Raw genomic sequence first — 21,110 nt, 5'->3', positions numbered from 1 at the left:
TACTATAATTATCGGAATTTGATCCGGTTATTTTGAGACCAATCGGAATTTTAGTTTTTCTTTTACCTCATCCACACGTCGGAAATAGGATTCATGGAAAACTTTTTTTTCAAGATAGGGGTCCGTACAAGAAATCATTTCCCCATATTTCCATTCATAAGGTTCACCATTTTCATATTGAACTCTGTTTTGATGGATTTGAGAGGATAAACTGCGAAGGTTTGTGCCACGAAAATTTTTAACGAGCGCACGAAATGTACCTTCTTTTTCAGGATCAATGAAACGAAATTTTCGGGAAAACAAGACAGCGTCATGGAAATATTCAGGAACATTAAATGCACCTGATGTTCCAAGGCGTTTTGAAAGTACACGAATAAAATCCGTAAACTCATTGAGAACATTGAGTCCAGGGTATTCCTGTCCAAAGTACAATTCCTTTTTAATATCACCAGGTTCAAAATTTAAGTTTTGAGTGAGTAACCAATCTATATAGATCATTGGGAACTGTTCGTCATCACCTTTTAATTGGAATTGTGAAACTTTGAGACGTGTGTGAACTAAAATCTTTTTTGATTCAGTTTTGATATAAATACGATTGTCAAAGTCATTGAGAATTTCGAGCTCAATGATGGGATTGAGAAAACCACGTTTTTCTACAGCAGAAATCATTCCCGAACTTACTAACAACTGTTCTACTTCATAATGAGTGAAACGATTAAAAAGTTTGGGTTCCATGTTTAAGGAAGTATTTAGTTCTTTAGATACATCTACTAAAGACAAATCATCTAAATTTAACCAATCAGATTGGTTTTTCTTTTTGTCTGTAGAAGAAAAAACTCCCATTATTTTTCACCAAATGCAGCGATTGTATTAAAATGAATTTCAACAGTATCACGAAAGTCTCTTGCATAACCACCAGCTAAAGTCACAACACAAGGAATGTTAAGTGATTCAGCAAATTTTTTAACCATCAAGTCTCTTTCTTTTAAACCTTTCATGGATACTTTTAGTTCTCCAAGAGAATCATCCTCATAAGGATCAGCCCCTGCAACATAATAAATGATATTTGCATCAAAATCCTTTCGGATTTGATTTAATGAAGTATCGAGAATGGAAAGGTATTCATCGTCTTTTATATTTGCTTCCAAATTTACATCTAAGTTAGATATTTCTTTCTTAGGGTAAAGATTGCCTTGGTGCATCGAAAATGTGAAAACTTTGTCATCATATTGAAAAATATACGAATTACCATTCCCTTGGTGTAAATCTAAGTCAATGATTAATGCATTTAGATTCGGTTTAGATTCCTTTTGTTTCCGAATGGCAATCGCAACATCATTCAAATAACAAAACCCCTCAGCTCTATCTGGAAAACTATGATGGTATCCTCCACCCATATTGAAAGCAAACTGATGTTTGTCGGAAAGAACACTCGCATACATTGTCCCTCCCACTCCATACATAAAACTTTCCACAATACTTCGATTCAACGGTAATTCCGAATACATTGTACGTGTCGTATGTTCATAACTAAATAGATCATCGAGGTATTCTTTGGTGTGAACTAACTCTAAATCAGCATCATCTACTTTTTTAGGTAAGAGGATATCCCAGGATGCAAAAACAGGATCCCTTTTCACACGGTTATAAAGATGTGAGTATTTATGTGCAGGGAAAACATGACCAGGTAATTCGAGGTTGTACGAAGAATGGTAAATGAGAGCGAGTGCATTTGATGCCATTAAATTGATATTTCCGCGAAAAATGACACAAGTCAATTCAATCCATACAATTTACTTGCAGGAAAAATCAAAAAAGCCAAGCTTTGGGTCTATGCCGGTAGACGATAAAATCCCTCAAAAACGCACAAAAATTATATGTACCATTGGACCTGCCTCAGCGAATCGGGAAACCATTCTGAATTTAATTTATGCAGGTATGGACCTCGCTCGGATGAACTTTTCCCATTCCACTCATGATTACCACAAAGAGATCTTCGAATTAATCCGTGAATGTGAACAAGAATCGGGAAAATCAATTGGGATTTTAGCAGATTTACAGGGACCAAAAATACGCACAGGGAAATTGGGCACAGGACCAATCGAATTAAAGTCGGGTGACCAAATTGCCATCAATAACAAAGCAGACTTTATAGGAACCAAAGAAGAAATCGGATGTACCTACCAGTACATTCTGAACGATATTGATGTTGGACATAAAATTCTCATCGATGATGGAAAACTTGCGTTTGTTGTAAAATCCAAAACAAAAGAACGAGCCATCTTGGAAACGGTAATTGGAGGAGTCTTAAAAGACAATAAAGGAATCAATTTACCAGGCACACCCATTTCTGCACCTGCCCTTTCAGAAAAAGATATTGAAGACCTACAATTTGCACTTTCACTGGGAGTTGATTATATTGCGTTATCATTTGTTAGACGAGCTAGTGATTTAGAAATGGCACGCCAATTTATGAAAGACAGTTACGCAGGACTGATCGCAAAAATAGAAAGACCGGAAGCCATTCAAAACATCGAAGAAATCATCGACCATTGTGATGGTATCATGATAGCAAGAGGTGATTTAGGGGTAGAACTTGACACTCAATATGTCCCTATCATCCAAAAGGAAATGATCACAAAACTCAATCAAAGAGGGAAACCAGTGATCACCGCCACACAAATGTTAGAGACAATGATCGACAATCCAAGACCAACAAGGGCCGAAGCAAGTGATGTGGCAAACGCTGTGATGGATGGAACCGATGCAGTTATGTTATCTGGTGAAACTGCTTCTGGAAAGTATCCCGTTGAAACCGTTAAAACGATGACAAGCATCATCCAAGCTGCCGAAGAATCTGAAATTTATTTGTCACACTTAAGGAGTATGGACCGTTCCGAATTTGAAGTGGAACGTACGGCTCTTGGAAGTGCTGCAGAATCAATTTCCAGATCCATACATGCGAAAGCCATTATCAACTTTACTAGGTCAGGTTATTCTTCTTTATTATCATCTGAGTTTCGTCCACTCAATCCAATTTATTCTTTTACTCCCTTCTTAGGGACAGCAAGAAAGATGCAATTGTTTTGGGGTGTTGAATCCTATGTGATGCCTATGATGGATAAGTTCCCTGATATGATTTCCTTTATGAGTAAAACTTTAAAATCAGAAGGAAAACTAAAATCGGGAGATACGGTTGTGATTTTGTCAGGTGCTCCTGGTTCAGTGGCACAGACAGTTGATTTTATCCAGATTCACAAAATCAAATAACGAATGATTTACGAATTCCTTGGGCGGCAATGACACTTGTCGTCCAAGCATTTTGAAAATTAAATCCACCAGTGATTCCATCCACATCAATCACTTCACCCACAAAATACAATCCTTTACAAACCTTACTTTCCATCGTTTGGAATTGGATATCTTTTCGGTTCACTCCACCAGCAGTCACGAACTCTTCTTTAAAAACACCTTTTGCAACCATTTGTAATTTTTTTTGTGTTAAGTTTAAAGATACATTTCTAATCTCTGATTTACTCAAATCCGAATAACGTTTGTTTGCCTGAATTTCAGATTCTTTTAATATCCAATCAAAAAATCGAGAGGGTAATTTCCAATTAGGATCTTGCGAAATTTTTTCACTTGGCGAAGTTTCTTTTTTTTTCAAAAACAAATCTTCAACAAATTGAGTGGATTCACCACCAAGCCAATTTACAGACAATTCAACATGGTAATTGGCTTCAAATAAAGTCCTTGCTTCCCAAGCCGAGAGCCGAAGTGCACATGGACCACTCAGACCCCAATGGGTAATGAGGATTGGTCCTTTTTGAGGTTTTCCTTTTGGTAAAATTTTAATTTCTGCATTGGGTACAACCAACCCAGTTAATTCCATCAAATCGGTATTTTCTAAAGTTAACGTGAATAAAGAAGGCACTGGGTTTATAATCGAATGTCCCAGTTTTTCAATCATACTCCAAACTTTTCTGTTTGAACCTGTTGCAAGGACAACGGCATCAAAAAATTCCTCTCTACCACCTTCCCATAATAATCGAAATGATTCGGAATCTTTTTCCGTTTTATAAATTCCAACTAATCCTTGTTCGAAGTGAATTGGGATTTTGTTTTTTTTTAGTTCATTTAAAAAACAATCGATGATGGTTTCTGACTTATCTGTAGTTGGGAACATCCTACCATCGGCTTCTGCTTTCAGAGTCACATCTCTTTTGGCAAACCAATCGATTGTGTCTTTTGGTTGGAACCTTTCAAATGCCCATCGTAATTCTTTTTGGCCACGCGGATAACGGAGAGATAACTGTTCGGGTTCAAACAATTGGTGTGTTACATTACACCTGCCACCACCTGAAACACGAAGTTTGGCGAGAGGTTCTTTACTCCTCTCAAAAATTTGTATGGAAACATTTCCAGAGAAAACATCAAACAATTGGTTGGCGACAAAACATCCAGAAGCACCTGCGCCAATAATCGCTATTTTGGGTTTTTTACCCAAACCTCACCACTCTCCCGTATTTGGCATAGAAATCCACGGTTCTTTCGGAGGTAAAGGATTTCCTTTTTGTAACAACTCAATGGAAATGAGATCAGGTGATCTAACAAATGCCATACGACCATCCCTAGGTGGTCTGTTTATAACAACTCCCATCGATTGGATTTTTTCACAAGTTTCGTAAATGTTTTCAACTTCGTATGCGAGGTGCCCAAAATTCCTACCTACTGAATATGGTTCGGACTGATCCCAATTATAAGTGAGTTCGATTTCGGAACTGTCATTTTCTCCAGTGGATAAAAATACAAGAGTGAATTTACCTTCTGGGTATTCCTTCTGGCGTGAAACTTTCAAGCCCAATATATCCACAAAAAAATGGAGAGCTTTCTCCAAATTTTGGACACGAATCATCGTATGTAAATATTTCATAGTTTTGTGCTTCTATGATTTAAAAAAATATAAGAGCAGAAATAGCCAAGAGAAATACTTAGGAAATTCAACCGAAAGCCACTCTTTTTTCCCTTCTAATAATTTTCCTAGGGAATAGAACGAAAAAACTAACAAAACAAATACAGATGATACTTCCAAAAGACTGTACAAGTGCATACGTTTTAAGAAATACAAAGTGAGAACCGAAGGGAATACAAATTGAATAAACAAAAACACTCGATACAAGATAGTTCCTGATGGTTTATGATAGACTGGGTTATGTACCTTGTTTTTTAATTCTAAATAATGGTGTGACAACCACAGTTTAGGATCTCTGACACCTCGGTCCATCACCACTTGTAAATCATCGGGACGAACAGATGGATAGGAAAAAAAGGAAACTATCCCTTGCCATTTATTTTTAGTATGAATCAAATCCGAGAATAAATCTTTTAATACATGCACATTGGCATTAATGGGATCATAACTATGTAATTGTGTTGTGAGTCCATATCTTGGCTCAAACGTCTCTTCACAATAGGTTCCAAAAATTTTATCCCAGAAAATAAATACGCCACCGTAATTTTTATCAATGTATTCTGGATTCATCGCATGGTGTACCCTGTGATGCGATGGGGTGACAAATATCGCTTCAAACCAATTGGGCAATTTATGAATCGCACGAGTATGAACCCAAAATTGGTAAGTGCGATTGAGTGCATCGATGATCAAATAAGATTCAACAGGGAAACCCAAAAGTGCAATAGGCAAATAAAAGATACCTATCCCGATATTTCTGATAAAAGACTGCCTAAGTGCTACGGACAAATTGAACTCTTCACTGGAATGGTGGACTACGTGAGATGCCCACAAAATTTTAATCTCATGACTATATCGGTGGGCAAGATAAAACAAAAAGTCCAATAGTACAAATAAAACCAACCAATGCAAAATGGAAGATGGAGCTAAATAGAATTTGGAAAGTGTTTCTACACCAAAGGATAAGAGATAGAGTTTATCATAAACGAACACAAGACCAAGTAATACCAAACCATCAAAGATTCGACTTAAAACACCTAAACTCAAATCAGCAAGTGAGTCTTCGAAATAATAGAAATCCTTTTTTTTGATTCGAGTATAAACAATCTCGATGATCATGAGTAAAAAATAAAAAGGAACAATAGATTCAATCAGTCTCATACACTTACCTTAACGATGTACCTATCGATAAGAAAGAAGAAATGAAAGCAAGTACCTTTCCTAGGATTTTCTATTTTGCCTAAAATTTAATTTTACGTTTATCCCCAAAGATCGCGTTCGTTATTGAATGGGATACCAACTCAATAACGAACATGGAAATTATTTTAATTGTTTACTCAAATCTATATTCAATTCTGTGAATGCGTTATTGAGAGCTGAATTCCATCCAATGACAAGTGCTTCTGCATCCTTTTTTTCAATTGTGTTATTTTGTTTGTATGTTTTTCGAAACACTGGTGAAGAAATACTATTCATATCTTCATAAACAACAACTTCAAATTCCACAACGGCTTTTGGTTCTTTGGATCGAAAATCTCCGTACAATTGAGATAAATTTAGTTCAATGTAATGAGTTACATTCAATCTTGTGTGTAAATTTGCATCCCATTCAAAATTCCCTGATTGTATCAGTGATTTCGAAAATTCTTCTTTGAAGTTATGCGAGGGAGGAATGAAAAATCCATTATAAAAATCAGATTCATAAACGGCATTGTCCCTTCGGTAAACAAACTCTTTTCCTTCAAATCTTTGTGAGATAAATACTTTTCGCACAAAAAAGGTTCTTGGTTTAGGAGGAGAAAACAACTGTTTTGTATCATTTGTCTCAATTAGAAAAAATCTTTTTTCTGGAAACGTTTTACTGACACCAAAACATTGGGTAAATAGAATACTAAATAAACTAACGGTAAATATGCGGATCAAAAATTTCATGAAAATCATTTCCAAAGTTTAGACTTGTTTGGTGCATCTCCAAATAAAAATTGGGAAGGGTATTTTTTCGCATTTGAAGTTACTTCTTTTAAGTCTTCTGAGGCAATTCGTAAGTTTTCAATGGAAGTAGAAATATCACCTTGGTTTGCTGCGAGTAATGTATCCAATCGTTTGAGTGTTGTTTGTAATTGTGAAACTGATTGGTCTAGTTTTTTAGGGAGATTTTGAGTTTCTGGGCTTGCGATGAGTGCTTTTACTTCTCCATTCGTTTTCCGTAAGTCCACAAGTAATGAAGTTGCTTCCCTAGAAAGGTCACCAAGTCTTGCGTCCAAAATCGTTTGGTTTAAATTTTTGATCAAATCACCAACACCCATTAGAATTTTGTCTACATCTGCTTTTTCTACCTTATCAAAAAACTTATCAACTGAAGCTGTAAATCTTGAGATAGTACTTGGTGCTGATGGAATATATACTGTTTTTGGTTCCCACTCAATGGATAAAGGAGGATTTTTTTCAGGATTCAAATAATCGACTTCTAAATACGCAGTGCCCGTTAACCCTTGTGAGGCGAGACGTACACGAAGACCACTTTGGATCATTCTCTCTACAGTCTTTTTTAGATCGTTCCCATATACACCTTTCACAAAATCAGGAACTGACATTTTAATGAGAACATACCTTCCATAACGTAGAGCCGTATCTTCGTTTAGTTTGTCTGCATATTCATTTTGTACAAAAGTAATTTCTTGGACGGTTCCTACCTTTACCCCCCTGTGTTTCACAGGCGATCCTATATCTAAACCTTGTACCGACTCATCAAAGTAAGTTTCTAAACTGACTGACCTTTGGAAAATATTCCCAGCCGTGAATACGATGAGAAAAAGGATTAGAGTAAAAAAACTAACTAAAACAAAAATTCCAACTTTAAAATAGATTTTATTGGATTGGTTCATAAGGGAGCACTCTCCTGTGGGATTCGATTGAAAAATTGTCTTACAAAAGGATCTTTTGATTTTTCTTTTAAGTCTTTCGGTTTTCCTTCGGCGATAATTCCTTTTTTAGATTTATCTAACACAATCACACGATCAGCCATTGTAAACACTGATGGTAATTCATGTGTAACGATCACAAAAGTAACTCCTAAGGTTCTCGACAAACGGATGATTAAATAATCAAGTTCGACACTGGTAATGGGATCAAGGCCAGCGCTTGGTTCGTCTAAAAAAATAATTTCAGGATCCATCGCCATAGCCCTCGCGATGGCAGCTCGTTTTTTCATACCCCCTGATAATTCAGAAGGACTCAAATGTGCAAATGGAAACAAACCTACCATTTTTAATTTGGTCATGACAATCTCATTCATGATGGGTAATGGTAAGTTTGTAAATTCTTCCAATGGCAGTCGTACATTTTCTAAAAGAGACATGGAACCAAACAATGCACTTTGTTGGTACATCACACCAATTCGGTTCCAGATTGCGACTTTTTGTTTGCCTTCTGCAAGAACGATGTCATCCTCATCGATCCAAATCCTTCCACTAAAAGGTTTGGTTAAGCCAATCATGTTCTTAAGCACAGTTGATTTTCCACAACCAGAACCACCTAGTATCCCGAAAATTTCTCCTTTATAAACATCAAAAGATATATCTTCCATGATCACAGAGTGGCCATATCCAGTTGTTAGGTGTTCGACACGAATAATTGGTTTCTCTTTCATATGCGTAAGTAAAAATATAGGACGGAAAAAATTCCATCTAAGATGGAAACTAATATGATCGAACCTACCACTGCTGATGTGGTGGATTCACCAACAGCACCAGCTCCTGATGCTGTTTTTAAGCCTCGGTAACATCCAATGGAAGCGATGATCATTCCAAAAAAATAAGATTTTAAGAGTCCCCCTAAAATATCGGAAAGCCCAACGGCAATGTTCACTTGGTTTACAAACGTAACGAGAGGGAATCCAAAACTCACAAGCACAACTGCTCCACCAATGAGACCAAATAAATTAAAGACAATGGTAAGAAGAGGTGTGACGATGAGAGAGGCAACAAGCCTTGGGATGATGAGAAATTGTACGGGAGGTAGACCCATTGTAGTCAATGCATCAATTTCTTCTGATACTTTCATGGTTCCAAGTTCTGCAGCAAAGGCGGAACCAGACCTTCCCGATAGAATAAAAGCTGTCATTAGGGGGCCTAGTTCACGGAATAAAGACAATCCCACTAGGTTTGCCACAAAGATCTCAGCTCCAAATTTCCGCATCGGAATGGCAGATTGGAAAGACATGATGAGTCCCAGTAAAAATCCAATCATGGCAATGATGGGAAACGCATTGACTCCCATGGATTCCGCTACACGGAAACTATCTTTCCAGCGGATTTTGGATGGGTGTAAAAAAGAACGCCAAAAGGAAACAGTAAGTTCACCAGTAAATGTAATTAAATATTTGAATTCCAATAAGGAATCGATGGTCAGTTTTCCAATTTGTTCTGATTTGCGAAGGGCAATTGCAAATTGTTCTTGGTATTTTTTGCTATCATCATTTGTGATATTGAGTCGGTAATTGAATTTTTCATCTAACCCATGCAAGGCGAACTGAATTTTTTTAGATTCACATTCTGTTCTTACTAATTTTAGAAATGAAATTCCAGATGAATCAGATTCTTTTAAATTTTGTGCAAATATTGAGATATTTCTGGGAGTATTTTTGGTGAGACTCTCCAAAAAGGTAACCCAATCTTTTGAAACTTCTTTTGTATTAAAAATCTCGGGTAAGTGAATTTCTAAGGTATTTCCTTCCCACAAAAATGAAGATTGTCTTTGGTTAGATTCCACGTTTCAAACGTAAAACTAATTCGGAACGAACACTAGGCAAGTGATTTTATTTTACATTCTAAAGCATTCTTTAGATCATTCTATATTTATGGGCAATTTTATGATCCAACTGATTGCATTTTCAGCAGGTTTATCCTTCTTATTTGCCATTGGCGAATTCCTTAGGACAAATGCGAGTCGGCAGACCAAAGTGCAGGGATTGTTATTTTTATTTGTCGCCTTTTTCCAAACTCACACCTATTTAGCAAGTACCGAACTGTATCAAATCTATCCACATTTTTATTTGGTTCATTTACCGTTCACTGCAAGTATAGGTTCCTTATTAAAACAATATTTTTCGGAACTTTGGAATGAGAACCCAGATAAAAATCGATTTTCCTTTTGGGAATTGACTCCTGCAATTTTTGTTTTTATACTGATGTTTCCATTTTACCTTTCTTCTGCTGAAACTAAAATTACAATTCACAATTCTTATTTGCAAAATGGAGTTCCTCTTAAATTCCAACTGATCATCGTACTAGCTGTTTTACCTATTTTTTATTCTGCATACTATGTTTTTTCCCATATGGTTCATTACGTTCGATGGGAATCATTCAAAAAATCAGCTCACCTTCGTTTGGTGGGACTCGTTGTTGGTTTTGGTGCTTTGGCGAGTGCAATTGGAGTCTATACTTTATTTTTCCATGCAAAACATGGATTGGAAATCGTGTCCTTTTTCTTATCTTGCCTGATCATCAGTATTTACCTATTGCGACAAAAAAGCCCTGAACTTTGGGGTGAGGTACAAAGGATTGTCATTGAAGAAAAAAAATACCAAACATCCCAATTGGGATCTTTTAACTTAGAAGACCTTCACAATCGTTTGAATTTTCTCATGGAAACAAAAAAAGTATATTTAGATGAAACGATTAATTTGGTAAAATTGGCAAAACATATGAGTTTGTCAGAACACCAACTTTCTGAATTTCTAAATTCTTATGTGAAAAAAAGTTTTTTCCATTTAGTCAATCATTACCGGATCAACGAAGCAAAATCATTATTTGCAAACCATCCAGAAAAAAACATTCTCACAATTGCATATGAAGTTGGATTCCCTTCCAAATCAACATTCTATGATGCCTTCAAACGGGAAATAGGGCAAAGCCCGAGTGAATATCGCAAGAATCTAAAAAAATAAAAACGAACGGACCGATTCGGAAGCATTTTTCATTCCGAATTGACCGATTCGGTCGATTCCCTGGAGAATACAGTGTATGCTAGTCTTAGTCTAAACTAGGTCAGGAGAAAAGTATGTTTGGTGGTCCCGTTCAGTGTGAATTGGTTCTTGATTGTGTAACCAAAATTGGGTTTATGCAGGGCATTTTAAATTTTATTCGTTATTATCCCATTGCAGGATTGGCTTTTCTACTATTCTATGTTTGGCGAAAGGATTTTTTTGAAACGTATCGAATCCAAAAACTTTACCCAAAAGCAGAAAAAGTTTGGAAAGAGTTTCGCCAATCTGCTGTCACTCTCATTGTCTTCACCATGGTGGCTGTGACAAACATCACACTGATGAAAGCAAAAATAGTTCCGAGTGGAGTTTACTTTGGATCTGTTTCAGGTGTATGGGAAATCAGTTATCTCTTTATCAGTTTTTTCTTCATCACGGTTTGGCATGAGACATGGTTCTATTGGATGCACAGATTTGCTCATTTGAAAAAAGTATACCCACATGTACATTCGGAACACCACCAATCTGTGAATCCATCTCCTTTGGCTGCTTACAGGTTCCAAGCAACAGAAGCATTTTTAGAAGCAATTTATATTGTCCCTTTTGTAATGTTTGTGCCGGTTCATTTTTATGTAGTTCTGTTCCACACCTTTTATGCGATGATCCTCAATATTTGGTGGCACCTTGGGTATGAATTTTTTCCCAAAGGATGGGCATCACACCCGATCACAAAATGGATCAATAGTTCCACTCACCACAACCTCCACCACCAAAAGTTCCATGGAAATTACTCATTGTATTTCAATGTATGGGACCGAGTGATGGGAACCAACTTTCCTTATTACGAAGATTACTTCGAACAAGTGGTAGCTGAGAGGGAAAAAAAGCAGAGTGAAAGAGAAAGGAAAGGGAAAATCAAAACGGAATCAGGGTTAGTTGTCTCTTAAATAAAATCATATTTGATTCCCCTCCCCAAGCCTGCGGCAGGGATCGAACGGAAATCCCTCCCGGGTACCAGTGTAAGGATTTAATTTTACAAGGGTAACTTTCGGGAGGATTGCAGGGAGAGCCCGACCCTGCTAACGATCCGATTCGGTTCTTAGAAATCATCGGGGCCGCCCAAAAAAAATCATCGAAACGTGACATAAATGTCTTTAGGAGGAAGGAAAACCGTCCGAAAGGGAAAGTAGAGAGGAAGAGAAATATGTTTGAAGCAACACATTTCATGAAAACTCAAGACCTATTGGAACGAGGGCTTGGCGCGGCGACACAAAGACGAAAGGTGATCTCCGATAACATTGCCAATGCGGATGTTCCTAATTTCAAACGATCCGAAGTTGTGTTTGAATCCATGTTAAAACGTGCGATTGAATCTGAAAAAATTGAAAAAGACAAAGCAGTTCCAACGAAAATCACAAACGACCGTCATATAGAATTTTTTAAACCTCTCGACTACCGCGATGCCAAACCAAAAACCAATTTGGATTACCTCACCACGATGAGACCAGATGGAAACAATGTGGACATCGAAAAGGAAGTAGTGGAGTCCAACCAAAACCAAATGAGTTATAATATCATGATTGATCGGTTAAACCAAAACAACCGTTTGCTTAACATTGTGATGAGAACCAATTAAGGAGTAAACGATGGGTATGTTTGATTCGATTAATATTTCTGCCACAGGTCTTTCTGCACAAAGACTCCGAATGGATGTGATCTCCAATAACATTGCTAACTCCACAACTACGAGAAATACCAATGGAGATGGCCCATTTCGACGTGACCGCGTCATCCTAACACCGATTAACCTCCGCACCCAATGGAAAAGCCCTGTGTATCCATTTGGAGTGGCTCCTGGCGAAGGGAAAGGGGTCAAGGTGATGAAAATTGAGAAGGACATGAGCCCTCTTCGTTTGACTTACGACCCTACTCACCCTGATGCCATCCAAACAGGACCAAAAAAAGGATACGTGGAACTGCCGAATATCAACATCGTCACAGAAATGACGGATATGATCTCTGCTTCCCGTTCTTACGAGGCCAATGTCCAACTCATCAATGGTTCCAAAGCCATGATGAACAAAGCCATGGAGATCGGCAGGGCGTAAGTTTCGGTCGTTTTGGTGCCTTTTTTTTATGAGACATAATTTTTTACTTTAGGTTTTTGATCGTTTACCGATGATTTGAAAGAGGAATCACCCATGTCCATTGACCGCATTACTTCCTTCTCCTCTCAATCTTACAAACCACATTCCCTTCTCCCCCAAGGAGACAAAGTGGGTATCCTTCGTTCAGATGACCGCCATTATGGAAAAACCAATGAAGCCAAATCTCCTGACGAAGTGGCGGGCACATTTGCAGATGCTTTGAAAAAAGCCTTTGAACAAGTGAATGACCAACAAGTGGAAGCAGACGAACTCACTCAAAAAATCGTGTTTGATCCAAACTCAGTGGAACTCCATGACGTGATGATTGCTGCAGAAAAAGCAAGGATCTCTCTTACGTTCGCAAAAACCATGTCAGACGGATTTGTAAGAGCTTACAGAGAACTCACTACGTTACGATAAACTAAACAGTTGAGAACTAATGTTTGTTGTCCTATCCTTCAGTTGATAGGGCGACCAAACACTCGTTCGACGGTTTCGAATCGAATTTGGATTTGGTCGTTAGGTCCAACCTTTACCCCTTTTTTCATCTGAACGGAATCAATTCGTTCCCCATTCACATACACCACCCAACCTGCATCCCAAGAATTTCGGATTCCATTCACTTCCATAATTTCTTCTGTACGATTGGTAGAGATAAACCTCATGGAAGGATCTTCGTTTTTGGACAACTCCGCAAGAAGGAATAGTAAGTCCTTTCGATCAAATAAAGAAGATGGTATGGACTTGGTTTCTTCATAGTCCTTTGACAAAAATTGAATTTGGATTTCTGGTTCTTTTGATTTATGGGAAGAACGAGTGAGTAAACAATTTTCCATTGCGAACACAAACAATCCCAGGAATACACTGAGTTGAATCGGATACATGAATTGTTTTGTCATTTTTTTAGAACAGTTCACTTCTTTTCATTTCTCTCAAAGGCATACACCAGTCCTTGTGCATTCAAATTTACATCCAAACGTAAGAGGGACCAGTCTTTCTCAGTGAGTGTGACCGAATTTCGATTGGCCAAAGATTGGATCATCATTTCTACTTGTTTTTCCATAAAGGAAAGTCGATTTTCTTTTGGTACTTGTTTGAGTTCGAGGATGGCATTCTGGCAGTCACGTAATCCAATTTTTAAATCTTCAGCACTTTGTTTTAGATTTTGGATCTCACCAAAATGTGTCAAATAACAAACATTAGCCCCTGTTCCTAAAATTAAATCAATGGAATGAATGGCTTCTTTGGCATCAAAGTCAGTTGGGGTTGTGGTAGGAAAAATAAATGATTTTCCGTTTTCCAAGTGGGGGTAAGAGATTCCAAATGAATCTCCCGTAAAAACACCATTTAGTTTTTTGTCATAGATACAAAAGTGGTGATTGGCATGACCCTTAGTATAAATGAACTCGAAACTATGGCCTTTCCAATCCAAAAATTCTCCGTCTTCCATCACACGCACTCTTTCTTTGGGAATGGGTTTGATCTCTCCATAGAGTTTTTGAAAATTTTCTTTTCCATACACAGAGGTTGCACTTTTGATGAGAAGGCTTGGGTCGATCAAATGTTTGGCAGTTTTGGGATGTGCTAGTAACACTGCATTTGGACAAGATTCAAGTAGCACCCAAGCCCCACCTGCATGGTCTAAATGGACATGGGTCACAATGATATAATCTAAGTTTGACGGACTGACATGTTGTTTGTCCATCACAGAAAGGATTTTTGGAATCGCATGGGTTGTATTGGTTTCAACAACAATCCCATGCCCTTCTTCTTCGATGAGATAAGCAGAAGCAACTTGTTTTAGATCAGCGTATTCTGTATCAATGGTGATAAAAGTGCCCATAGACATACAGTATGGTCAAAAGAACTACTTTGTCAGCTTAAATTCTATTCTCCAACCCTTCAAACGGGAAGTCGTAACTTGACTTCGATCCATTTCAAAACCTGCTTTGCCTTAAGAATTGAGAATCGCAAAATGTTTTTGATTCGTTTTATATAAATTTTTAAACACAGAAAAGTTTTTATCATATACAGGTTTTAAATCTGGATTGGGAAACCAAGTTTTATCGACTGGGATCATTCGTTTGATGTCCTCGTATGTTTTGATTTTCCCAAGGCCCAAGGCAACGATCGCTGCTGCTCCAATTGCGCCTACATTTTCCGGATGGACAACACGTTCGATGGTTTTCCCTGTAATGTCAGCTAACATTTGACAGATGAAATCAGAACGAGCCACTCCTCCCACAAATCGAATGGTTTTTGAAGTCCGAACTTTTGTATTGGATAACTCTAAAATCCATCGTTTGTGGAACAAAATCCCTTCAATCACAGCTCGGATCAAAATTCGTTTTCCTGTATGCAAACTGATATTAAAGAAGATCCCTCTTGCTTTTGGATCTTCAAACGGACATCGATTTCCATGTAACCAAGGTGTGAAGATCACACCTTGCGAACCAGGTTCTGTATCTCTTATGGAATCAAACATAAACTCAAATAAACTCGCGTAAACAGCATCTGGGCCATCTGTGATTTTCTTTTTTTCTAAGTACAAATCAATTTCATCTAATGCCAAATGGTCTTTCACCCATTGTAAACATTTGCCCGAAGTTTCTTGTTCTCCGAAATAATTATAATACCCTTCACGACTTCCCACAATGGAAGCAATCCTAGCATTGATATCAACTGTCCGTTTTTTTGTAACAGTACCAATCCATCCCGATGTCCCAGCGTAAATATGAGTGTCTCCCTCTGAAACGGCACCTGCTCCCACTCCAATGAGAGATGCATCCCCTCCACCACCAAACACGGGTGTACCGGTCTTTAGTCCTAAAAACTCTGCTGCTTCGTTTGTGAGCCCTCCTACTTTTTCTTCGGCATTGATGAGTTTTGGCAAATGTTCTTTGCGGACACCAAATAACTTACAAAGGAATGGACTCCAGTTTCCTTTGCCTTTTCTCGAATTATATAAAAATGTAGCAAAAGCAGAATCCCTTGTCATCACTGCTTGGTTTGTACACCTAGCGATCAAATATTCTTTGACATCAAACCACCATCTCACCTTATTAAAGTTATCTGGTTCATTTTTTTCCACCCATTTGTATTTCCAAATTGGATCTTTTACACTTGCGGCAACTGCACCCGTAATCCAGAGAGATACCAAAAGTTTAAACGCGTTGATGCCTTCCACTTTCAATCCATGTTCTATCCCTGCTTTCATTTCTTTTGTGGCCCTTTGGTCCATATAACTCATCACATTTCGGACAGGGCGAAATCTTTCATCTACAAGCACAAGGCCTTGCATTTGTGAACAAAAGGAAATGCCTTGGATCTTTTGCTTGGATACTTTCGCTTCGTTTAACACAAGTTCCGTTGTAAAGCGCATTGCCTCCCAAAAGTCTTCTGGATTTTGTTCGGCTCCCCCATTCGGCAAAAGTTGGATGGGGTATTCTTTTGAGGCTGATGCCAAAAGAGTGAGGGACGAGGTCATCTGAAATAGGCAGGTTTTCACCCCTGTGGTGCCAATGTCATAGGCTAAGATACAGTCTGAATCCATGGAGTCTCCGTCGCTCTTGGGAAACATTGTCCCGGTTTTCACCAATTTCAGGCCATGGTTGCCATTTTTTGGAGTTTTTCTGGCAAGAGAGCAAAAAAGTGAGTGATCACTCACAAGCATTGAGTAGGATCAGCTCCGTTGGCAATCGATTTTTGATCCCCCGGGTTCTTTTCCGAAAGGAGAACCCCAATCGGGGGAACAGGGTTTTTGAAACTTCGTGTTGCTATCGGGATTAAGGGAGTGAGTTGTATGAGCCAAATGCCAGTAAAAGTGTATGGATACCGTTGGGTGGTATTATTTGCCTACGTGGTGATCACGGCGACCATCTGTTTGCAATGGTTGTCTTTTGCTCCCATTGCCAGAGAAGCAAAAGAGTTTTATATGGTGTCCCCTCTGCAAATTGATCTTTTGTCTTTGGTGTTTTTAGCTGTTTTTGTTTTCATCGCCATCCCTGCCTCGTATGTGATTGATACCTATGGAATCAAAATTGGTGTTGGCTTCGGCGCTATTTTAACAGGCGTTTGTGGGTTACTCAAAGGGATGTATGCCACGGATTATTCCGTTGTTCTAGTTTGCCAATTAGGACTTGCCATTGCCCAACCTTTCCTCCTCAATGCCGTGACAAAAATTAGCGTATTGTGGTTTCCCATCCACGAAAGGGCAACATCCGTTGCCTTAGGAACTCTTGCACAGTTTCTCGGAATCATCCTCGTGATGATCCTCACCCCCATCCTCTTACACAGTGGAAACACGATCCCAGAAGTGATGATGTTGTATGGGTTTGTTTCTATGGCGAGTGCGATTCTTTTTTTACTCCTTGTAAGAGAAAAACCTCCCACCTCACCGAGTACACACGGCGAAGACCATGAACTCTCCTTTCTCGAAGGGATCCGTTTTTTATGGAAACAAGCCGACATGAAAAAGATTCTCTTTTTGTTTCTCATAGGTCTTGGTGTGTTTAATGCTGTTAGCACCTGTATCGATCAGATTTGTGAAATCAAAGGTTTAAACACAGAAGAGTCTGGACTTGTGGGTGGGGTGATGCTCATCGCAGGGATTGTTGGTGGCATTTTTGTTCCTCCCCTCTCTGACAAATTCCAAAAACGAAAACTATTTTTAGTCATCGCGATGGTTGGTTTTTTATTAGGACTCTCTGTTTTTGTTTTGTTCCAAGGATTTCTCCCGTTACTCATTGGTTCGGTAGTGATTGGATTTTTTTTACTGGGGATTGGTGCACCCATTGGATTCCAATACTGTGCAGAGATCACATCCCCTGCCCCAGAGTCCACCTCACAAGGGTTGCTTCTCCTTGTGGGCCAAGTCTCAGGGATTGTTTTTATCTTAGGGCTTAATTTTTTTGGAATGGTATCGTTTTTATATGTGTTACTTGCGTTAACAGTATTAACACTGGCACTTGTCTTCCAATTGAAAGAAAGTCCGTTTATGCAAAGTTAACCGCCTAAGGCACGTCTGATGAATTTCATGACAGCTTTGACAACTGCTTCATCATCTTCAAATACGCCTTCGCCCAAATAAATTTTCATGCGTTCCTTGTAATACACGGTGGCATAGGAAAACTGTAAGGTCATAAAGATATTATCGAGTAAAAAAGCCGACAGGTTACTATCCACATCACTGGCAATGGTTCCTTCTTGTTTGGCTGCGCTAATCATATCGATATAACATTTTGCTGATAAGGATTCCAATTCACCTGACAGGCGTGTAATGAGTTCATAATTACTTTCCGTTGTCATTTCATTGTAGAGACGAATGATGTCTTGGTTCATGCGAGAATGGTTTTGGATGATCCTTACAATCTTTTCCACCTTCCCAAAAAAATCCAAATCCATAGACAATACGGTTTCTAAGGTTTTTTCCAATTGGGTGATCCCATAATCGACCACGGTTAAGAAAAAATCCTCTTTGGTTTCGAAGTATTTGTAAAGGGAACCAACACTTATCCCCGCTTTTTGGGCGATGGTATTGGTATTGGCGCTTGTGAAACCACGGTTGGCAAATTCAGAGATGGCTATGGATAAAATTCGATTCCGTTTTTCTTCCGAAATCCGTTCGAAACTTTCATTAAAGTGTTTTGTATCAGCCATATGCATCTTCCTACCTATGAATGAAAAAAGGCTGGATTTCTCAAGGAAATTGAGCGCAATTCCAAAAGAATCTCAGAAACTTTCTAAATTTTCCATTTCCTTCTTGACAATGAGTGATGACTCACTCATTGTCAAGTAAAAGAACACGGACGAGGAAACATCGTATGGCCACAGGCTTTTCCATCAATGAATACCCTAATGTAGACCAAGTTTACAAAGACTTGCGGAAATTAATTTCCCTACCGATCCGTTCCATTCGCAAAAACGAAATGGAAAACATCATCCAAAACTACTTTGAAACAAAATGTAGTAAGTCCAAGGCTATGATCACAAAGGCTTCGGAATACATCCCAGGTGGTGTCCAACACAACTTATCTTTCAATTTTCCTTTCCCCCTTGTGTTTACCAAAGCAGCCGGTGCCTATTTATATGATTTAGATGGAAACAAATACATCGACTTTTTGCAAGCAGGTGGACCCACAGTACTCGGCAGTAACCCCACAAGTGTTCGTAAAAAAGTAATCGAACTCTTAGATTCCACAGGACCAGTCACTGGACTTTTCCATGAATACGAATACAAACTTGCTGAAAAAATTGTCGAACTTGTTCCTTCTGTGGAAATGTTTCGCATGTTAGGTTCTGGAACTGAAGCATGTATGGCTTCCATCCGAGTGGCAAGACTTGCAACAAAGAAGAAAAACATCGTGAAGATGGGTGGAGCTTACCATGGATGGAGTGACCAACTAGCTTATGGCCTTCGGATCCCAGGCACAAGGCATTTTGAAGCCAATGGTGTCCCAAGATCGATTTTCAAATACACACAAGAATTTTATCCGAATGATCTAAATTCACTCGAATCCGTCCTCAAACGAAATCGTTTTTTTGGTGGAACCGCTGCCGTTCTCATTGAACCCGTTGGACCTGAAAGTGGAACAAGACCACTTGATAAAGATTTTAACAAAGGTGTCAGAGAACTTTGTAACAAATATGGTGCCTTACTTATTTTTGATGAAGTGGTAACCGCATTTCGCATTGGTCTTAGTGGAGCACAAGGTTACTTTGGTGTGGAACCTGATCTCACTGTCTTTGGAAAAGTTGTCGCTGGTGGTTATCCTTCTGCGGGTGGGCTTGGTGGTAAAAAAGAATACATGAAGTATGTATCTGCTGGATTACAAACGGGCACCAAAAAGGCGTTAATTGGTGGAACGATGGCAGCAAACCCACTCAGTTCCCTTGCAGGATACTTTACACTTTGTGAAATGGAAAAAACCAATGCCTGTGAAAAATCGGGTAGAGCTGGTGACCGCCTAACAAAGGGATTACAAAAACTCATCAAAAAATACAACTTACCCTTTGTTGCCTTCAACCAAGGTTCTATCTGCCATTTGGAAACCGTTGGTACGATGTTACTCGATATTGATATCAAGAAATTTTGGACCATCAAAAAAACCATTGCAGAAGCCCACAAACGCAAACACGCCATGGAAGAAATGGGAGCAGCTTACATGTCAGAAGGTCTTGTGACCCTTGCGGGAAGTAGGTTGTATACAAGTGCTGCTGATACGGACGCAGTGATAGATGATGCACTCAAACGATTTGACCGAGTTTTCCAAAAAGTGGAAGGGGTATAGAGAAACTTTTGATTGGAGTATCATTTTTCGATGATATTCAATTAGTCGACTAACATTTCTTTAATGACTTTTTTGATTTTCTGATTTGTTTTTGGATCGGATGAACCAAGTTTTTTTATCAATCTAGATCGATCTACAGTTCTTATCTGGTCCAAAACAATGGAACCTATTTTTCCTTTGAAGGTGATGGATACTCTGGTTGGGTAATTTCGCATCATGGTAGTCATTGGTGCAACCATCACCGTACGAATAAATTGGTTCATCTCATTAGGAGAAATTACAATACATGGTCTTGTTTTTTGGATCTCATGCCCGATAGTTGTATCTAAATTGACTAAAAAAATATCATACTGAGTGATTACCATTCCCAGTCCTCAGCCTCCAAGTCGAGTGCATCAGGCAGGATCAATGAATCATCATTTTGCTTTGCCATCTCTTGGAATTGGGTCGCCCAAGCTTTCCTTGGTCTTTCTTTATCAGGAGAGATGATGATTTTATCCCCATCGACTTTCAAATCTACTGTATCATCAATATGACATTCCTCTAATACTGTCTTCGGGATACGAATCCCCCTGGAATTTCCAATTTGAATCACAGCCACTTTCATATGTAATTACATTGTAGTCACATATGAATCCAACCGTCAACGAAAAGTAGGATACCATCCTTGCAATTTCCCTCTCACCACTTCAATTCCCACTCATCCCCCGAAAAGTACT

Annotated in this window: 23 protein-coding genes; 8 read left to right on the top strand and 15 right to left on the bottom strand. The window is 38.6% G+C overall.

Annotated features, from left to right (window positions below; genetic code table 11):
• Positions 1 to 27 precede the first annotated feature (27 nt).
• On the bottom strand, positions 28 to 843 hold the full coding sequence (locus tag ND812_RS06470; protein WP_265358640.1) for a hypothetical protein: 816 nt from the start codon (positions 841 to 843) through the stop codon (positions 28 to 30).
• Positions 843 to 1,742 (bottom strand): histone deacetylase family protein, encoded by a 900-nt coding sequence (locus tag ND812_RS06465; protein WP_265374777.1) that lies wholly within the window; start codon positions 1,740 to 1,742, stop codon positions 843 to 845. The genes ND812_RS06470 and ND812_RS06465 overlap by 1 nt, the downstream gene beginning before the upstream one ends.
• A 91-nt stretch (positions 1,743 to 1,833) precedes the next feature.
• Between ND812_RS06465 and pyk the strand changes: the two genes are divergently transcribed.
• Positions 1,834 to 3,270, top strand: coding sequence for a pyruvate kinase (gene pyk / locus ND812_RS06460; RefSeq protein WP_265359401.1), 1,437 nt, complete (start codon positions 1,834 to 1,836; stop codon positions 3,268 to 3,270).
• Here the strand turns inward: pyk and ND812_RS06455 are convergent.
• From ND812_RS06455 to ND812_RS06425, 7 genes are all read right to left on the bottom strand, one after another.
• Entirely contained in the window at positions 3,263 to 4,507 is a 1,245-nt protein-coding gene (locus ND812_RS06455; RefSeq protein ID WP_265374776.1) for a BaiN/RdsA family NAD(P)/FAD-dependent oxidoreductase, read from the bottom strand. The two genes, pyk and ND812_RS06455, sit on opposite strands and share 8 nt — an antisense overlap.
• Before the next feature lie 3 nt (positions 4,508 to 4,510).
• The gene (locus ND812_RS06450) at positions 4,511 to 4,933 is read right to left on the bottom strand and encodes a VOC family protein (protein ID WP_265374775.1); all 423 of its coding nucleotides are present in this window, start codon (positions 4,931 to 4,933) and stop codon (positions 4,511 to 4,513) included.
• A gap of 12 nt (positions 4,934 to 4,945) precedes the next feature.
• Positions 4,946 to 6,133: a sterol desaturase family protein gene (locus ND812_RS06445; RefSeq protein WP_265374774.1), complete on the bottom strand. Its 1,188-nt coding sequence runs from the start codon at positions 6,131 to 6,133 to the stop codon at positions 4,946 to 4,948.
• A 159-nt stretch (positions 6,134 to 6,292) separates the two neighbouring features.
• Positions 6,293 to 6,904 (bottom strand): ABC-type transport auxiliary lipoprotein, LBF_0736 family, encoded by a 612-nt coding sequence (locus tag ND812_RS06440; protein WP_265374773.1) that lies wholly within the window; start codon positions 6,902 to 6,904, stop codon positions 6,293 to 6,295.
• A gap of 5 nt (positions 6,905 to 6,909) precedes the next feature.
• On the bottom strand, positions 6,910 to 7,857 hold the full coding sequence (locus ND812_RS06435; RefSeq protein WP_108959773.1) for an MlaD family protein: 948 nt from the start codon (positions 7,855 to 7,857) through the stop codon (positions 6,910 to 6,912).
• The gene (locus tag ND812_RS06430; protein WP_108959774.1) at positions 7,854 to 8,621 is read right to left on the bottom strand and encodes an ABC transporter ATP-binding protein; all 768 of its coding nucleotides are present in this window, start codon (positions 8,619 to 8,621) and stop codon (positions 7,854 to 7,856) included. Before ND812_RS06430 ends, ND812_RS06435 begins: the two co-directional genes overlap by 4 nt.
• Positions 8,618 to 9,742 (bottom strand): MlaE family ABC transporter permease, encoded by a 1,125-nt coding sequence (locus ND812_RS06425; RefSeq protein WP_265374772.1) that lies wholly within the window; start codon positions 9,740 to 9,742, stop codon positions 8,618 to 8,620. Before ND812_RS06425 ends, ND812_RS06430 begins: the two co-directional genes overlap by 4 nt.
• Positions 9,743 to 9,842: 100 nt before the next feature.
• On the opposite strand from ND812_RS06425, the gene ND812_RS06420 reads away from it, so the two are divergent.
• The 5 genes from ND812_RS06420 (at position 9,843) to fliE (ending at position 13,522) form a co-directional block, all read left to right on the top strand.
• The gene (locus ND812_RS06420) at positions 9,843 to 10,919 is read left to right on the top strand and encodes an AraC family transcriptional regulator (RefSeq protein WP_265374771.1); all 1,077 of its coding nucleotides are present in this window, start codon (positions 9,843 to 9,845) and stop codon (positions 10,917 to 10,919) included.
• 113 nt (positions 10,920 to 11,032) lie between these two features.
• Positions 11,033 to 11,902: a sterol desaturase family protein gene (locus ND812_RS06415; RefSeq protein WP_265374770.1), complete on the top strand. Its 870-nt coding sequence runs from the start codon at positions 11,033 to 11,035 to the stop codon at positions 11,900 to 11,902.
• A 257-nt stretch (positions 11,903 to 12,159) separates the two neighbouring features.
• A complete protein-coding gene (gene flgB, locus ND812_RS06410) occupies positions 12,160 to 12,591 on the top strand; it encodes a flagellar basal body rod protein FlgB (protein WP_100718381.1) in 432 nt (143 codons plus the stop codon).
• A 10-nt stretch (positions 12,592 to 12,601) separates the two neighbouring features.
• Positions 12,602 to 13,063: a flagellar basal body rod protein FlgC gene (gene flgC / locus ND812_RS06405; protein ID WP_012387770.1), complete on the top strand. Its 462-nt coding sequence runs from the start codon at positions 12,602 to 12,604 to the stop codon at positions 13,061 to 13,063.
• Between the two features lie 75 nt (positions 13,064 to 13,138).
• A complete protein-coding gene (gene fliE / locus ND812_RS06400) occupies positions 13,139 to 13,522 on the top strand; it encodes a flagellar hook-basal body complex protein FliE (protein WP_265374769.1) in 384 nt (127 codons plus the stop codon).
• A gap of 38 nt (positions 13,523 to 13,560) precedes the next feature.
• Here the strand turns inward: fliE and ND812_RS06395 are convergent, their stop codons facing one another.
• The 3 genes from ND812_RS06395 to ND812_RS06385 form a co-directional block, all read right to left on the bottom strand.
• On the bottom strand, positions 13,561 to 14,001 hold the full coding sequence (locus tag ND812_RS06395; RefSeq protein ID WP_265374768.1) for a hypothetical protein: 441 nt from the start codon (positions 13,999 to 14,001) through the stop codon (positions 13,561 to 13,563).
• Between the two features lie 14 nt (positions 14,002 to 14,015).
• Complete coding sequence (locus ND812_RS06390; protein ID WP_265374767.1) at positions 14,016 to 14,945, bottom strand: MBL fold metallo-hydrolase; 930 nt, start codon at positions 14,943 to 14,945, stop codon at positions 14,016 to 14,018.
• Between the two features lie 111 nt (positions 14,946 to 15,056).
• Complete coding sequence (locus tag ND812_RS06385) at positions 15,057 to 16,655, bottom strand: xylulokinase (protein ID WP_265374766.1); 1,599 nt, start codon at positions 16,653 to 16,655, stop codon at positions 15,057 to 15,059.
• Between the two features lie 249 nt (positions 16,656 to 16,904).
• Here ND812_RS06385 and ND812_RS06380 point away from each other — a divergent pair, with 249 nt between their 5' ends.
• Entirely contained in the window at positions 16,905 to 18,110 is a 1,206-nt protein-coding gene (locus ND812_RS06380; protein WP_265375917.1) for an MFS transporter, read from the top strand.
• Here the strand turns inward: ND812_RS06380 and ND812_RS06375 are convergent.
• Positions 18,107 to 18,760 carry a TetR/AcrR family transcriptional regulator gene (locus ND812_RS06375; protein WP_265358656.1) on the bottom strand — a complete coding sequence of 218 codons (654 nt, stop codon included), beginning with the start codon at positions 18,758 to 18,760 and terminating at the stop codon, positions 18,107 to 18,109. The genes ND812_RS06380 and ND812_RS06375 overlap by 4 nt on opposite strands.
• A gap of 164 nt (positions 18,761 to 18,924) precedes the next feature.
• Here ND812_RS06375 and ND812_RS06370 point away from each other — a divergent pair, with 164 nt between their 5' ends.
• Positions 18,925 to 20,391: an aspartate aminotransferase family protein gene (locus tag ND812_RS06370; RefSeq protein ID WP_265374765.1), complete on the top strand. Its 1,467-nt coding sequence runs from the start codon at positions 18,925 to 18,927 to the stop codon at positions 20,389 to 20,391.
• Between the two features lie 41 nt (positions 20,392 to 20,432).
• On the opposite strand, the gene ND812_RS06365 is transcribed toward ND812_RS06370, so the two are convergent.
• Positions 20,433 to 20,756, bottom strand: a complete 324-nt coding sequence (locus ND812_RS06365) for a type II toxin-antitoxin system PemK/MazF family toxin (protein WP_265374764.1) — start codon at positions 20,754 to 20,756, stop codon at positions 20,433 to 20,435.
• Positions 20,750 to 20,998, bottom strand: a complete 249-nt coding sequence (locus ND812_RS06360; protein ID WP_265374763.1) for an AbrB/MazE/SpoVT family DNA-binding domain-containing protein — start codon at positions 20,996 to 20,998, stop codon at positions 20,750 to 20,752. The genes ND812_RS06365 and ND812_RS06360 overlap by 7 nt, the downstream gene beginning before the upstream one ends.
• Positions 20,999 to 21,110: the final 112 nt, after the last annotated feature.

This window comes from Leptospira limi, from assembly GCF_026151395.1.
In the GTDB taxonomy this organism is placed as follows: domain Bacteria; phylum Spirochaetota; class Leptospiria; order Leptospirales; family Leptospiraceae; genus Leptospira_A; species Leptospira_A limi.
The sequence above is the reverse complement of the archived record's forward strand: the minus strand, read 5'-3'. Positions and strand labels throughout refer to the sequence as shown.

Coding starts and splice junctions, on each gene's coding strand:
- flgB (WP_100718381.1), top strand. CDS start 12,160: ATGTTTGAAGCAACACATTTCATGAAAACTCAAGACCTATTGGAACGA.
- ND812_RS06415 (WP_265374770.1), top strand. CDS start 11,033: ATGTTTGGTGGTCCCGTTCAGTGTGAATTGGTTCTTGATTGTGTAACC.
- flgC (WP_012387770.1), top strand. CDS start 12,602: ATGGGTATGTTTGATTCGATTAATATTTCTGCCACAGGTCTTTCTGCA.
- ND812_RS06365 (WP_265374764.1), bottom strand. CDS start 20,756: ATGGTAATCACTCAGTATGATATTTTTTTAGTCAATTTAGATACAACT.
- ND812_RS06360 (WP_265374763.1), bottom strand. CDS start 20,998: ATGAAAGTGGCTGTGATTCAAATTGGAAATTCCAGGGGGATTCGTATC.
- ND812_RS06465 (WP_265374777.1), bottom strand. CDS start 1,742: ATGGCATCAAATGCACTCGCTCTCATTTACCATTCTTCGTACAACCTC.
- ND812_RS06430 (WP_108959774.1), bottom strand. CDS start 8,621: ATGAAAGAGAAACCAATTATTCGTGTCGAACACCTAACAACTGGATAT.
- ND812_RS06375 (WP_265358656.1), bottom strand. CDS start 18,760: ATGGCTGATACAAAACACTTTAATGAAAGTTTCGAACGGATTTCGGAA.
- ND812_RS06380 (WP_265375917.1), top strand. CDS start 16,905: ATGAGCCAAATGCCAGTAAAAGTGTATGGATACCGTTGGGTGGTATTA.
- ND812_RS06395 (WP_265374768.1), bottom strand. CDS start 14,001: ATGACAAAACAATTCATGTATCCGATTCAACTCAGTGTATTCCTGGGA.
- ND812_RS06385 (WP_265374766.1), bottom strand. CDS start 16,655: ATGGATTCAGACTGTATCTTAGCCTATGACATTGGCACCACAGGGGTG.
- pyk (WP_265359401.1), top strand. CDS start 1,834: ATGCCGGTAGACGATAAAATCCCTCAAAAACGCACAAAAATTATATGT.
- ND812_RS06445 (WP_265374774.1), bottom strand. CDS start 6,133: ATGAGACTGATTGAATCTATTGTTCCTTTTTATTTTTTACTCATGATC.
- ND812_RS06390 (WP_265374767.1), bottom strand. CDS start 14,945: ATGGGCACTTTTATCACCATTGATACAGAATACGCTGATCTAAAACAA.
- ND812_RS06370 (WP_265374765.1), top strand. CDS start 18,925: ATGGCCACAGGCTTTTCCATCAATGAATACCCTAATGTAGACCAAGTT.
- ND812_RS06440 (WP_265374773.1), bottom strand. CDS start 6,904: ATGAAATTTTTGATCCGCATATTTACCGTTAGTTTATTTAGTATTCTA.
- ND812_RS06420 (WP_265374771.1), top strand. CDS start 9,843: ATGATCCAACTGATTGCATTTTCAGCAGGTTTATCCTTCTTATTTGCC.
- ND812_RS06450 (WP_265374775.1), bottom strand. CDS start 4,933: ATGAAATATTTACATACGATGATTCGTGTCCAAAATTTGGAGAAAGCT.
- ND812_RS06470 (WP_265358640.1), bottom strand. CDS start 843: ATGGGAGTTTTTTCTTCTACAGACAAAAAGAAAAACCAATCTGATTGG.
- ND812_RS06435 (WP_108959773.1), bottom strand. CDS start 7,857: ATGAACCAATCCAATAAAATCTATTTTAAAGTTGGAATTTTTGTTTTA.